Source organism: Taurinivorans muris, assembly GCF_025232395.1.
Taxonomy (GTDB): domain Bacteria; phylum Desulfobacterota; class Desulfovibrionia; order Desulfovibrionales; family Desulfovibrionaceae; genus Taurinivorans; species Taurinivorans muris.
In genome coordinates this window covers 501,111-513,925 of the sequence record NZ_CP065938.1, presented here as the reverse complement: position 1 = coordinate 513,925, position 12,815 = coordinate 501,111, and the positions used below count along the sequence as shown (strand labels likewise).

13 protein-coding genes are annotated in these 12,815 nt (G+C 41.3%); 2 read left to right on the top strand and 11 right to left on the bottom strand.

Going from position 1 to position 12,815, the window contains the following annotated elements:
* Positions 1–2 precede the first annotated feature (2 nt).
* The 7 genes from ilvB to JBF11_RS02290 all read right to left on the bottom strand — a co-directional run bounded on the left by ilvB (position 3) and on the right by JBF11_RS02290 (position 5,584).
* Entirely contained in the window at positions 3–1,703 is a 1,701-nt protein-coding gene (gene ilvB, locus JBF11_RS02320; RefSeq protein WP_334315774.1) for a biosynthetic-type acetolactate synthase large subunit, read from the bottom strand.
* A 148-nt stretch (positions 1,704–1,851) separates the two neighbouring features.
* Positions 1,852–2,070: a DUF465 domain-containing protein gene (locus tag JBF11_RS02315; protein WP_334315773.1), complete on the bottom strand. Its 219-nt coding sequence runs from the start codon at positions 2,068–2,070 to the stop codon at positions 1,852–1,854.
* A gap of 25 nt (positions 2,071–2,095) precedes the next feature.
* Positions 2,096–2,401, bottom strand: coding sequence for a YggT family protein (locus JBF11_RS02310; RefSeq protein WP_334315772.1), 306 nt, complete (start codon positions 2,399–2,401; stop codon positions 2,096–2,098).
* Between the two features lie 69 nt (positions 2,402–2,470).
* Positions 2,471–3,004 (bottom strand): hypothetical protein, encoded by a 534-nt coding sequence (locus tag JBF11_RS02305; RefSeq protein ID WP_334315771.1) that lies wholly within the window; start codon positions 3,002–3,004, stop codon positions 2,471–2,473.
* Between the two features lie 67 nt (positions 3,005–3,071).
* The gene (locus tag JBF11_RS02300; RefSeq protein WP_334315770.1) at positions 3,072–3,860 is read right to left on the bottom strand and encodes an ABC transporter permease; all 789 of its coding nucleotides are present in this window, start codon (positions 3,858–3,860) and stop codon (positions 3,072–3,074) included.
* Between the two features lies 1 nt (position 3,861).
* A complete protein-coding gene (locus tag JBF11_RS02295; protein WP_334315769.1) occupies positions 3,862–4,659 on the bottom strand; it encodes an ABC transporter ATP-binding protein in 798 nt (265 codons plus the stop codon).
* A 1-nt stretch (position 4,660) separates the two neighbouring features.
* Positions 4,661–5,584, bottom strand: a complete 924-nt coding sequence (locus tag JBF11_RS02290; RefSeq protein ID WP_334315768.1) for an ABC transporter substrate-binding protein — start codon at positions 5,582–5,584, stop codon at positions 4,661–4,663.
* 100 nt (positions 5,585–5,684) lie between these two features.
* Here JBF11_RS02290 and JBF11_RS02285 point away from each other — a divergent pair, with 100 nt between their 5' ends.
* Positions 5,685–6,818, top strand: coding sequence for a glycoside hydrolase family 3 protein (locus JBF11_RS02285; RefSeq protein WP_334315767.1), 1,134 nt, complete (start codon positions 5,685–5,687; stop codon positions 6,816–6,818).
* Here JBF11_RS02285 and JBF11_RS02280 read toward each other — a convergent pair.
* From JBF11_RS02280 to JBF11_RS02270, 3 genes are read right to left on the bottom strand one after another with little or no spacing between them, the layout of a single operon-like run.
* Complete coding sequence (locus tag JBF11_RS02280) at positions 6,809–8,269, bottom strand: class I SAM-dependent RNA methyltransferase (protein WP_334315766.1); 1,461 nt, start codon at positions 8,267–8,269, stop codon at positions 6,809–6,811. The two genes, JBF11_RS02285 and JBF11_RS02280, sit on opposite strands and share 10 nt — an antisense overlap.
* Positions 8,270–8,293: 24 nt before the next feature.
* Positions 8,294–9,607, bottom strand: coding sequence for an ATP-dependent protease ATPase subunit HslU (gene hslU, locus JBF11_RS02275; RefSeq protein WP_334315765.1), 1,314 nt, complete (start codon positions 9,605–9,607; stop codon positions 8,294–8,296).
* A gap of 23 nt (positions 9,608–9,630) precedes the next feature.
* Positions 9,631–10,377, bottom strand: coding sequence for an NAD-dependent protein deacylase (locus JBF11_RS02270; protein WP_334315764.1), 747 nt, complete (start codon positions 10,375–10,377; stop codon positions 9,631–9,633).
* Positions 10,378–10,520: 143 nt separating this feature from the next.
* Here JBF11_RS02270 and JBF11_RS02265 point away from each other — a divergent pair, with 143 nt between their 5' ends.
* Positions 10,521–11,240, top strand: coding sequence for a TetR/AcrR family transcriptional regulator (locus JBF11_RS02265; protein WP_334315763.1), 720 nt, complete (start codon positions 10,521–10,523; stop codon positions 11,238–11,240).
* 152 nt (positions 11,241–11,392) lie between these two features.
* Here the strand turns inward: JBF11_RS02265 and JBF11_RS02260 are convergent, their stop codons facing one another.
* A complete protein-coding gene (locus JBF11_RS02260) occupies positions 11,393–12,778 on the bottom strand; it encodes an O-fucosyltransferase family protein (protein WP_334315762.1) in 1,386 nt (461 codons plus the stop codon).
* Positions 12,779–12,815 lie beyond the last annotated feature (37 nt).

Sequence of the window (12,815 nt, the reverse complement as noted above, 5' to 3'; positions counted from 1 at the left end):
TCCTAAACCAAAAGCATATCATCAAGGGACGCACCTGCCGGCACCATGGGATAAACGTTTTCTTCACGTTCAACGATAACATCGATAATAGTCGCATTGCCGGAGGTGAGGGCTTTTGGCAAAACCGTTTTCAATTCATCATTATTTGTAATCCTATAACCGTCAGCACCATAAGCTTCCGCCAATTTCACAAAATCAGGCTGCGCCTCCATATTGGTATGGGCGTAATTTTTCTCATAAAAAAATTCCTGCCATTGCCGGACCATACCCATATATTGATTGTTCAAAATCAGAATTTTTACCGGCAAACGGTTTGCCACGGCAGTCATAAGTTCCTGAATGTTCATTTGAATGGAAGCGTCGCCCGCAACATCGATAACGGTTTTATCGGGATAGGCTATTTGCGCCCCGATAGCGGCGGGAAGCCCATACCCCATAGTGCCAAGCCCGCCGGAAGTGATAAGGGTTCTCGGCTCTTTAAACGCCAGAAATTGAGCCGCCCACATCTGGTTTTGCCCGACTTCAGTGGTAATGATATATTCATCGTTTAAAATATAGCGTACAGCTTCCAAAACCTGCTGAGGACGCAAAGCATTTTTTTGCGCATGGTAAAAAAGCGGATGGGCTTTTTTCCAGCCATACAAAACGTCCAGCCAAGACTGGTGCTTCTCTTTGAAATCTATCGGCTCATTTTCGAGCTTGGTCGCCATGATTTCGCTCAACTCCTCAAGAGCCGGATAAATATGTCCGACAACCGGCACGTCAACTTCGACATTTTTGCGGATAGAGGTCGGATCAATATCAATATGAACAATTTTAGCCTTTTTGCCGAATTTATCCAAGCGTCCTGTGACGCGGTCATCAAAACGGCAGCCAACGGCAAGAATCAAATCGGCATTGCTGACGGCTTTATTTGCCGTATACGTGCCGTGCATGCCAAGCATGCCGAGATAAAGCGTATCCGCCGTGCTTACCGCCCCAAGCCCCATGAGCGTACAGGTCACGGGTATCTGATACGTGGAAACAAAATAGCGCAACAGCTTGCTTGCATTGGAGGAAATCACCCCGCCCCCTGCAATGACAACCGGGCTTTCCGCTTTGCAGACCAAATCGGCAACCCGCCGCAGCTGATTGAGATTAGGCTTGTATGTAGGATTATACGTACGCATGCGCACTTCTTCAGGCCAGATGAACTTTGTTTTTCTTGTCATTAAATCTTTAGGAAAATCAACCAAAACAGGTCCGGGACGTCCGGAACGTGCCAAATGAAAGGCTTCACGTATAATTCTTGGCAGCTGCGCCAAGTCTTTCACCAGATAATTATGCTTGGTGCATGGACGGGTGATGCCGACAATATCGACTTCCTGAAAAGCGTCATTGCCGATCAAATGGGTGTGCACCTGCCCTGTGATAAGCACCATGGGAATGGAATCGGCATATGCCGTCGCAAGCCCGGTAACCGTATTGGTAGCCCCCGGACCGCTTGTCGCAATGCAAACCCCGACATTGCCGGAAGCTCTCGCATACCCGTCAGCGGCATGGGCGGCTCCCTGTTCATGGCGAACCAAGACATGGCGGATTTCAGGATGATTTCTCATTTCATGGTATAAATCAAGGACAGCTCCGCCGGGATAGCCAAAAACAACGTCAACCCCTTCGCGCTTCAAACATTCCATCAATATTGCTGCACCTGTCAATTCCATACTGTACCTCGGAAGCCAAAAATTAAAAACATTAGATTTGCCAAATTGTTAAGATGTTACTATGCCAAAAGACATAAAAAAAAACAACACTTTTTTTTAGAAGTGTTGTTTTTACATAGTTCAATATTTTTAGAGAGTTACAATAATTTTAAGCCTTATTTTCAATTAAGCTCAATAAATTTGTTTTCACATCCAATTTTTCTTTTTTCAAAGTTTTCAATTCAACTTCTTCAGCAGGAATGCGGTGTGGCTTTTCTTCCAATTTTTGAATGATTTTCTTTAATTCTGAGTGTTTTTCATATAATTCTTTCACTTGAGCATCAGTTTTAGCCAATTCCTCAATTTTTTTAATTTCATCTGCTTGCATAGCGCACTCCTTTAAAATGTTTATTTTATACCTTTAAGGTTATTGCCAAATCATAAAGACTGCCAATGATTATTCCGTCAAAAAGCTGAAGAAAAATAATAAGCAAAACAGGGGATAAATCAAGCCCTCCGATCATCACGAACGGAAAGAATTTTCTAATCCTGTATAAGACCGGTTCTGTTAACGTATTGATGATCCGCACAATGGGATTATACGGGTCGGCATTGACCCATGAAAGAATGCAGGAAATAAAAATCACGAACGAATATATCGTGATAAGCGAACCGGCTATTCCCGCAACCGTTAACAAAATATTACCTAAAACGAACATATATCCTCCGAGTAAGCACTCAATTAGATAATAATCATTTTTTCAGCAACCGTCAATACGGAAAATAAATTATTCACATAAACAACGTAAACTCTTTATTCCCAATGAAAACAAAATATCCGCCTTATTCGGGGGACAGATTTCGACAACAACCCCGACTCCGAAAACGCCATGCTCCACAAAATCATCCTTTTTAACCAAAAGATCCATGGAATACGGTTTAGCATTGCCGGAATAGCTGACCATTCTGTCTTTCCATTTCGCCTGCATTTCTTCCAAGGCTTTTAAATTCGCTTTTTCGGACTTTGAACCGGCGACTTTCGCCGTATCGGAACTTTTTTCTTTCAAATTGGAAATCTTAGCGCTTCTTTGGGAAGATTCCTTAACCGCCATCGAACGCGCTTCGCCTGCCCTTACCCGAACGGGCTTTGCCTGCGCTTCTTCTTTTTTCTTTGCGGGAGGATAATATTTATGCACGCTGCCGCAAGCGCAACATTCAACTTTCGCAATTTCACCACCGAGCATTGAAACAACAACATGCCCCATAAGATCTTTACAACGTGTGCAACGGGCTTCAATCCTTTGACCAACAGCAACTGCCATATTTTTTCCTCACCTTTGTTTGCAATATTTTTCAGTATACGGATATTTTCAGGGAAAGACAATAAATTTATTTTGCATTCGGCTGATTTCCTTTGCAAAAAAGCCTTTCCATGAGATTGCAGAATTCATAAAGAAAAACACCTAAAAAGCAAAGGCTTAAAATGCCGATGAACATGGGAAGCATGTCCCCTCTGCCCCATGAGTCCATGATAAGAAAGCCGAGCCCCTCACGGGTTGCGAAGGATTCCGCCATAAACAAAACGGCGATGGCTGTTCCGGATGCTATCCTAAGAGCGGTCAACGCGGAAGGAAGTGCGGAAGGAATGAGCAAATGCACGAGTTTTGCCATACGAAAATGCTGTTTTGGCGTCCCTTTGACATGCAAAGGCAGGAGCGATTGAAAAGATTCGAAATATTTTTTATCCAAGTTCAAAACGCTGGCGCGGGTTACAACGATAATTTGATAGGAAACAGTCAGAACAATAAGGAATATTCTTGAAAAATCACCGATACCCAAGATTAAAAAGAAAAGAGGAAGCAAAACGATTTTAGGAACAGGATAGGTTAAAAACAAAAAAGGAGAAAAGAAACTGTCAAACCGTTTTTTATAGCCCATATAAATACCAAGAGGAAAAGCCGCTAAAAAAGAAATCGCAAGAGCGGTGCAAACTCTGTAAGAACTTATGAAAAAATGCCCCCAAAATTCTTTTGTCCGCAAATAATCGAAAGAAAAAAACAGAACGTTTAAAGGCTTCGGCAAAATATATTCTCCAAAGCAAAGCGCTCCGATATGCCAAAAAACTCCAATCACAAAAAGCGTAAGCAAATATTTGCATAATTGTTTTAAATTTTCCATACTACTCTTGCAGCGAATGATGAATAATTTTACAGAGTTCGAAATATTCTTTTTTATCGCGGATATTTTCTTCCGCAAAATACGGATTGTCATATAGGGTATATTGAGAAACATCTTCAGAAGAAAATTTCGACAAAGACAAAATATTTCCTCCCAAGTATACGGCTTCGCCCACACTGTGCGTCACAAGCACAAAAGTGAATTGGTATTTTTTCCATAAGGATAAGATCAAATTTTGCAAATTTTCACGGTTGATAGCGTCCACGCTGGAAAGTGGTTCGTCAAGCAAAATGATTTCAGGCTTGGAAATCAAAGCCCGTCCGAGGGCGAGCCTTTGCTTTTGCCCTCCTGACAATTCACAGGGATAACGTTTTTCAAGCCCCGATAAATCAAGCTCCTGCAACATCAGCGCCACATGTTCCTGAATACGTTCCTTATCCATTTTTGCAATCTGCAAAGGAAGCATAAGGTTCTCCCTGGCATTTTTCCACGGAAACAGCCCATATTCCTGCAATACATAGGAAAGTCTGGGCATTCTTCCATATTCTTCGATAAAAGATTTGCCTTGCGGCGTGACAAATTCCACAACACCGCTCTGATACTCCTGTAACTGCGCCAAAACAGACAGGAGCGTACTTTTCCCGCAGCCGGATTTTCCGATGACGGAAAGGCTTTTCCCTGCACAGACGGAAAAAGAAAGTTCATTCAATACAGGTTGTTCCCCAAATGTTTTACACAATGAACGGACATGTATTCCTGTTTGGTATTGGTCAGCAGTTGAAGAAACCGTACGAGTCATGTCAAAACTGCGGCAACAAATCGTTTGCGCTTGGTTTGGCTGAAATGAGCTTTCTCTCAAAAAGCCATGTGAAATACAGGTCCAATTCCTGTTCGGTCGGAAGATGGCACGGCGTATTGTTCTTGTCGAAACTGAGCATGACATACGTATCTTTCACATCAGGGGACAATAATTTGTATTTTAACATCGTTTCTTTATATTTCAAAGGATCGGCATTGATTAAATCAGCACATTCATCAAGAGCTTTGCGGAAACTATCATACCGTTCTTTCGTAAGTCTGTTTTGAGCGAAACTTATGACAGCCAAAGGAAGTTTCAAATTCGTATCATCAAGCAAAACCGTCGCCCCTCGCGATTCAAGGGTTGAAACAAGCGGCTCCGGCAAAAGAGCGGAGTCAATCTGTCCCGCCATGAGAAGCTGCAAACGCATCGCAATGGAACGGATATCATTGCGCTCCACAAAAGTATCATTCAAATTTCTGCTTATTAAAAACTGCGTCAACAAAAAATCGACAATGGTATCTTTTGCGATTGCAACAGATTTTCCCCGCAGTTCTTCCAAGCTTGAAATGTTTTTTTTAGGGGAAACAACCAGGGCGAAATGCCTTTGGGTCGGACGGGCGTAAGAAGTAGTGGCGATGATTGTTTGCGGTGTTCCGCTTAAATGTTGAAGCGCAGCATTGATAATGCAGGTGAAATACCCGTCAATAGCTCCGCTCCGCATGGCGGCTCCAAGTTCAATGGCACTTTGAAACGGAATAATTTCAACATTCAGCCCGTATTTTTCAAAAATTTTTTCTTCAACTCCTACGTAAAGCAAAAGGGAATCGGAAGCGGGCATCGAGCCTATTTTTATCGTGTTTTCCGCAAAAGCGGAAAAAGGAAACAAAAAAACGAAACTTAAAAAAATGAAAATATTTTTCATAAAATCCTCCCTTTGAGAGTATACAAAAGTTTATTTACAATGCCAATAAAAAAGTATACTCAAAACGAAAGCTTTTATAAACATCATCACAGGACACGTTATGAAAAGAATTTGCATGCATGTGCTCATGGTTTTGGCGCTGTTTTTCCCTTTTTCCGGTTTTGCCCAAGAAAAGAACATGGTTGACAACGAAATGAAATTCCAAGAAATTGATAATGATTTGGAAGCGATGATCGGGCAAATGCTCATGTTCGGCATGCGCGGGCAAAGTCTTGCCGAAGATGTTGAAATACGCAAAATGCTTGAGCAAGGAAAAGCAGGCGGCATTATTTTATTTTATACGCATGGCAATATCGTGCCCTACAATTTGGCAAATAAAGCTCAAATTCAAACCCTTATCGGTGAACTCAATTCCGCAAGCAAATATCCGTTGCTGATAGGCGTTGACCAAGAAGGGGGAAAAGTCCAGCGTCTAAGCGGCAAAAACGGTTTTAAAAATTATCCTACGGCTTACAGCTTAGGGAAAAAAGATGATGAGAAATTGACATATCAAACAGCAAAAGAAATCGCCCAGGAATTGAAAGAATGCGGTTTTAACTTAAATTTTGCTCCGAGCGTTGATTTGCATAATCCGAAATCCCCTGCTATCGGTGCGAAGGAACGGGCTTTCCACGAAACAGCATTGAAAACATACAAACATGCCTACGCTTATGCAAAAGCCATGAAAAAAAGCGGCATTATTCCAACCCTCAAACATTTTCCCGGACATGGCAACGCCATGAGCGACACTCATGCCGGCTTCACGGATATTTCCTCGCACTGGCAGGACAATGAACTTCTTCCTTACAATAAATTCATTGAAAAGAAATTTGACGGAATGATCATGGCAGCCCACGTTTACCATAAAAATTTGGACTCGGTTCCCGCCAGCCTGTCTTATAACGCCATCACGAAGCTTTTGCGCCAGCGTATGAATTACAGCGGAGTCGTCATTACCGATGACATGCAGATGGGGGCCATTGTCAAACAATACTCCTTAAAAGAAAGCATTCATAAGGCTATCATGGCGGGCAACGACATTTTGCTTTTCAGCAATAATTTCAAATACGACCCTAACCTTCCGGAACAAGTTCATGCCTGTATTGCGGAACTTGTTCAAGAAAAGAAAATTCCTGTGAAACGCATTCAGGATTCATGGCAAAGAATACGTAAGCTCAAATCTTCCTACTTATAAATTTTTTCGAGCAAGACCACCGTTTCCACATGAGGGGTATGGGGAAACAAATCAACGCCCTGTATGGCTTTTACGGAATACTTTTCCGCAAGTTTCGCCAAATCGCGCGCCAAAGTTGCAGGATTGCAGGAAACAAGAATTAAAAATTGCGGGCAATATTCAAGAATGGCATTAAGGGCTTCATCTTCGACACCTGCACGGGGCGGGTCTAAAATAATGAGATTGGGCAAAGAAAAGCGGGTGAAAAATTTATGCAGTTCTTTGCCGGCGGAACATTCAAATTTTGCAAATGCGCATTGATTTAACAGGGCATTTTCTTTTGCCAGCAAAATTGCTTTTTGTACCGCTTCCACCCCGAGCACAAAGGGCTTTTTATACGATTTTTCAGGCGAAGCGACGGAAATACCGTTCATATAGTCAAGAGTAAATTCTTTTTTGTTTTCAACGGCTAACGGAGCAAGCGAAAGGGCTATCGCACCGACGCCGCAATAACAATCCCAAATATGGGCGCTATTCTTTGGCAAAACCAAAGCCGCGAAATTGTAAATCACCCGGTACAGCTGTTCCGCCATGGCGGTATTCACCTGAAAAAAGGCGGAGTTGCCAAGCTTGAAATTCGCAGTATGCTTTGGCATTGCCAATTTTTCAAAAAGCAGGGGCTCTCCGTATTCACAAACAATGTTTTCGCCGTAAGCAACATCGGTTTTTGATGTTCTGACGCTGTGCACCATGCCGGAAACAGTATGCTTCAAAACTTCATAACAAGCTAAAACGCTTTGTTTTTCATTATGCCCGTTACTTTTGGAAAAAGGATAGGTAATAAGTTCAACGGTCCATTTATCTTGAAAATACCGCAAAACAGCATAACGGTAAAATTCGTGCTGAAACGATTTCAAAACGGTACGCAAAAGCGCCAGTATTTTCATAGCGTGCGGATTTTGCAGCCTGCAATCCGTAACTTCAACAATATCATGGCTGTTTTTCTTACGTAAACCGAGTTTCAGCCTTTTATTCTGCAAAGAAAAAGCAAATTCCATTTTATTGCGGTAAAAAAGCGTGTCCTCCTGAACAGCCGAAGGCGTAATCAGGGGATGAAAACAAGTTTCAAAATTCTCTATTTTTCCAACCCGCCGCAAAACATTTTTTATCAAATTCTCTTTTTCAAAAACTTGTCTTTCATACTTTAGATTTTGCCATGAACAGCCCCCGCATTCCTGCCGGTGCATGCAAATTCCCTTTGCTGCAAAGGGCGATTGCTCAAGAACTTCAACAGTCCGGGCAACAATGAAATTCTTTTTTTTAGAAAGAATTTCCGCTTTAACCGTTTGACCGGCAAGCGCGTTTTCGACAAAAACCGCCATTCCCTGATACGGCTGCTGCCGCTCAATTCTGCCGACGGCTCTTCCGTCTTGGCTCATACTTGTTAAACAAAGCGTCAGATATTCTTTCATGCTGGACCGAAAAGAAATTCCGCCTTATAAGATATACTGGCTTAAATCTTTATTTTCCCGAACATCATCCAAATGTTCATTCACATAATCTTTATTGATGACAATATGCTGATATTTCCGTTCCGGAGCTTCAAAAGAAATATCGGAAAGAATTTTTTCAAGAATGGTATACAGCCGCCTTGCCCCGATATTTTCCGATTCCGCATTGATTTCTTCCGCAAAAGAAGCGATTTCGAGTAAGCCGTCTTCCGTGAACGAAAGCCGGACATCTTCGGTCTGCAATAAAGCGGTATACTGTTTTTCAAGGGAATTGTCAGGCTCAGTCAAAATGCGGTAAAACTCATCTTTTCCAAGAGGCTGCAGTTCGACCCGCAAGGGAAAACGTCCCTGCAATTCAGGAATTAAATCGGAGGGTTTGCTGAAATGAAACGCTCCAGCCGCAATAAATAAGATATGATCGGTTTTAATCATTCCGTATTTCGTATTCACCGTGCTTCCCTCAACAATGGGAAGCAAATCACGCTGCACGCCCTCACGAGAAACCTCGGAGCTTCTTTGCGAATTGGCGGAGCTCGCAACTTTATCGATTTCATCGATAAAAACAATGCCGCTTTGTTCCACACGTTCCCTGGCGGCTTCAATCATTTTATCTTCGTCAATAAGCTTGTCTGATTCCTGCTGCAGCAAAATATCAAAAGCGGCTTTTGTCCTTACGCGTTTCCGCTGCGTTTTTGAAGGGGAAATTTTGCCCATGAGCGTTTTAATCTGATCGCCGATCTGATCCATGCCGGGCATGGCGAACATATCAATTTGCGGAGAAGTTTCCTTGACTTCAATTTCAACCTCATGATTATCCAAATGTCCCAACTGCCATAAATTACGAAGCTTTTCGCGTGTCGCTTCGCGGCTCCCCTCGCTGGGGTTATGGGGCAGCAGCAAATCCAAAAGACGTTCCTCAGCGGCTTTTTCCGCTTGCGCTTTAACCCGTTGCGTTTCTTCATCACGGATAAGTTTTATGCCGATGTCAAGCAAATCCCGTATCATGGACTCAACGTCACGTCCGACATAGCCCACTTCGGTATATTTAGTCGCTTCCACTTTTACAAAAGGCGCACCGGTAAGCTTTGCCAATCTTCTTGCTATTTCCGTTTTGCCGACACCGGTCGGTCCCATTAAAATAATGTTCTTAGGAGCGATTTCGTCACGCATTTGCGGTTCGAGCTTTTGTCTGCGCCAGCGGTTCCTAACCGCAATGGCGACCATTTTTTTAGCTTGTTCTTGCCCTACAATATATTTATCCAATTCAACAACAATTTCACGGGGGGTTAAAGTGTTCATACCAAATCCTTTATAAAATTTTATTAAAGCAAAACATTAAGTTCTTCAAAAATACTGCCCAAATCAGCAGCTTTAAACACGCAGGCATTATCGACATAGGTTGACGAAGCATTGACAATTCCGAGTTTTCCGCCGGACCTATGCGTGATTTCGGGAATTGCGGCGGCAGGATAAACCGTTAAGCTCGTACCGAGCACCAGTAAGAAATCAGCTTTTTTGGCATGGTATTCCGCATTGTCCAAATCATATTCCGGCAGCGATTCACCGAAAAACACAATGCGGGGCTTTAAAATTCCCCCGCAGTCCGGACACATTGGCACATCGACCTTTTGAAGCATTGAAAGAACGGTGTCGAAATCAAATTCCTTACCGCATGACAAGCAGTAGTGTTGTTTAGGGGAACCATGCAATTCAAAAACGGTCTTAGAGCCTGCTTTTTGGTGCAATAAATCGATATTCTGCGTAATGACAGCTTTTATCAAGCCTTTTTCTTCCAATTTCGCCAAACTTTCATGCACGATATTCGGTCTTGCGGCGCTTTCATATAAAAAATCACGTGAATTTTTATAATAATAAGCCGGATCTTTTTTAAAATAATGAATATCAAAAAGCTTATTGGCATCTATATCTTTGCGTGAATACAAACCCCCAACGCCCCTGAAATCGGGTATTCCGGACAACGTGGAAATTCCCGCCCCGGTAAGCACGGCAACATGTTTGGAATTTTTAATTATTTCTAATAATTCTTGAGCGTTATTATTTTTTTGCATACGATTATCCTTTATTTAGTTATTCTATACCAATTATCTTTTTTTTGCAATAATACAATATTGTTTAACATTATTTTATTGACATTATTTGAGAAAAAAACTATTTTTTACAAAATAACAATTTCTCTGCATTTGGACTCACTATGAAAACAAACCAAGTCAAAACAAAAATAACCGACCAACGCAAACTGAAAGGTGAAGCGACACGAGAAAAACTTGTTATTGAAGCAATCCGGCTTTTCGGGCAAAATGGCTATAAAGCAACCAATACCCGCGCGCTTGCGGAAGCTGCGCAGTGTAATCTTGGTTTAATCACATTCCATTTCGGCGGCAAGCAAGGGCTATATGAAGCAGCCATCAAGCGTGTGAAAATGCGCCTTATAGAAATGTTAAGCCCTTCCGTTCAGAATTTGAAAAACCTTGCCGAAACAAATATGGCTGGAAAAGATCTTTTTGAAGCATTGACCCATGAAATCAATGCGTTGGCGATTAAATTTTCCGGAATGGAACAAGTCGCCGGGCATGCTCTTTTGCTGCTGCAAGACATGAATGAAAAAAACATCCATAGCATATCGGGTTACCGAGATGTTTTTTTACCGCTCATCACCAATATTGAAATTTTGATCAACAAAGCGACGAACAATATCAATCCCTCACGGGCAAGGCTCAGCGCTTTCATGATTGTCAACACGGCACTTGGTTTTTTGCGGGATTATCCCGTTTTTTATCCCGATACCAATATCGATACCATAAAACCGCCCTCAATAGACACTCTGGTGGAACTGCTCTCCCATCACCTTGTGGGTGAATTTGAAACCTATTTCAAATATGGAATGAATACCAAAGCAAGCGAAAAAAAATAATTTTTCCGGCACAGCGCGTATGACTATTGAACCTGTTCGTATATATACCAATACCGCGGATTATCCATTTCTGATTATAAAACCAGATGATATGACTTGTTAAATTTGGAATTAGCGCAGATACAACACAGCTAAACTTGTTGATACAATAATCAATGCAGTTTTTTATTGAACCAAATATAACGATGTAATCTGAAAAAGATTGTTTTATACATTTGATTGAACCATTCTTTTTCCTGCGCAGAAAGTTTCTTTTTTATCGTATGAAGCAAACGGGCTTTACGCGCGTTATCCGCCGTAAATATTCCCAAGCAAAACCGTTTAAATACATTCATGCGGTAGCAATTGGAATTCCATGGAATTATGGCGAATTTGAGCATTCCTTCCAATTCTTCCGAAGATAATGCTTCGACAAAATCATAAAACAAATTAAATTTTCTATGTTCAATAAGAAAAAATGCATAAACCGCTTTTGTAACATTTAACGAAGATAACGATACCATTTTATTCGCAAATATTAACTGTTCCTCAAAAGATTTTCCAAGCTCTTTCGACAACTGCATCAGATGATAATACGAAAAAGAACGCTGCAGCGGGTGCAAATCCAGTCTTTCAATATATTTCAATATGATATCATATTGTTCTTGTGCGGAAAAATAATTGTAACAGGAAAAGACATCGTCCGTATCCGATATGAGCGAAGGGAAAAAAGCAAAAGAACTCCAAGAGGATATAAAGAGTTTTTCCCCTTTTGAAAGGACATAACTGTCATAAAACGTTAACAACACATTTTCATACGTGTTGTTTTCAATTAAATCTTTTGCCAATAATATAGAATGGTTACCGAAATCAATATTATTTTCCTGCATAATTTGACGGGAAAATTGGATTATCCTTTCCAAGCTGGTAATATCATCGCCCAAGACAACAACATTGTTATGAGGAAGTTCTTTAATAATAACTTCAACTACCAATTCAGCAATCAGCGCTTTTCTTAAATACATGGGCCAAGGCACAGAATAAACAATATCACCGGTGCGAACATGTATCGTAATAAATTTTCCTTTATCAGATACCGCCGTGTCCACCTTTTCAATTATGCCTTTTATTTCGTCAGAAAATTCAATCTCACGGTAACATTCTTTGCAAACACGTTTATAATCATTCTTATTAATATCTTGGAATACGTCAGGCAAAAAAATGGGAGGCATATTCCAGCCTAAAGGAGACCGGCACTCATAGTACAGCAAATCATCAAAACAAAAATCTGCAATATCCCGGTATGGTTCAAAATAATATACCCAGTCTTTCATCTTGATGATTTCTTCATTGGAACCATCATCGGAAATACAATAATTACGGATAAAATTTTCCGTAAAAACTTCCTCCGGACTTCCAACCGATATTCCGACCAATCGATTATTATCAACCTGTTTCGTCCTGCAAAAAGCATTCAGCTTTTCATCTCCAAACCATACGAAAGCAAAGGGTATATGAAATTTTTTAGAGCAATACATGGCATTTAATAATGAAACCATTCTTGCTCCAAAACCGTCGCCTCTCTTTTCAATAAAT

What these genes read in the sequence shown, in the direction of transcription:
- ilvB (WP_334315774.1), bottom strand. Translation starts at nt 1,703, where the DNA reads ATGGAATTGACAGGTGCAGCAATATTGATGGAATGTTTGAAGCGCGAA.
- JBF11_RS02315 (WP_334315773.1), bottom strand. Translation starts at nt 2,070, where the DNA reads ATGCAAGCAGATGAAATTAAAAAAATTGAGGAATTGGCTAAAACTGAT.
- JBF11_RS02310 (WP_334315772.1), bottom strand. Translation starts at nt 2,401, where the DNA reads ATGTTCGTTTTAGGTAATATTTTGTTAACGGTTGCGGGAATAGCCGGT.
- JBF11_RS02305 (WP_334315771.1), bottom strand. Translation starts at nt 3,004, where the DNA reads ATGGCAGTTGCTGTTGGTCAAAGGATTGAAGCCCGTTGCACACGTTGT.
- JBF11_RS02300 (WP_334315770.1), bottom strand. Translation starts at nt 3,860, where the DNA reads ATGGAAAATTTAAAACAATTATGCAAATATTTGCTTACGCTTTTTGTG.
- JBF11_RS02295 (WP_334315769.1), bottom strand. Translation starts at nt 4,659, where the DNA reads ATGACTCGTACGGTTTCTTCAACTGCTGACCAATACCAAACAGGAATA.
- JBF11_RS02290 (WP_334315768.1), bottom strand. Translation starts at nt 5,584, where the DNA reads ATGAAAAATATTTTCATTTTTTTAAGTTTCGTTTTTTTGTTTCCTTTT.
- JBF11_RS02285 (WP_334315767.1), top strand. Translation starts at nt 5,685, where the DNA reads ATGAAAAGAATTTGCATGCATGTGCTCATGGTTTTGGCGCTGTTTTTC.
- JBF11_RS02280 (WP_334315766.1), bottom strand. Translation starts at nt 8,269, where the DNA reads ATGAAAGAATATCTGACGCTTTGTTTAACAAGTATGAGCCAAGACGGA.
- hslU (WP_334315765.1), bottom strand. Translation starts at nt 9,607, where the DNA reads ATGAACACTTTAACCCCCCGTGAAATTGTTGTTGAATTGGATAAATAT.
- JBF11_RS02270 (WP_334315764.1), bottom strand. Translation starts at nt 10,377, where the DNA reads ATGCAAAAAAATAATAACGCTCAAGAATTATTAGAAATAATTAAAAAT.
- JBF11_RS02265 (WP_334315763.1), top strand. Translation starts at nt 10,521, where the DNA reads ATGAAAACAAACCAAGTCAAAACAAAAATAACCGACCAACGCAAACTG.
- JBF11_RS02260 (WP_334315762.1), bottom strand. Translation starts at nt 12,778, where the DNA reads ATGGTTTCATTATTAAATGCCATGTATTGCTCTAAAAAATTTCATATA.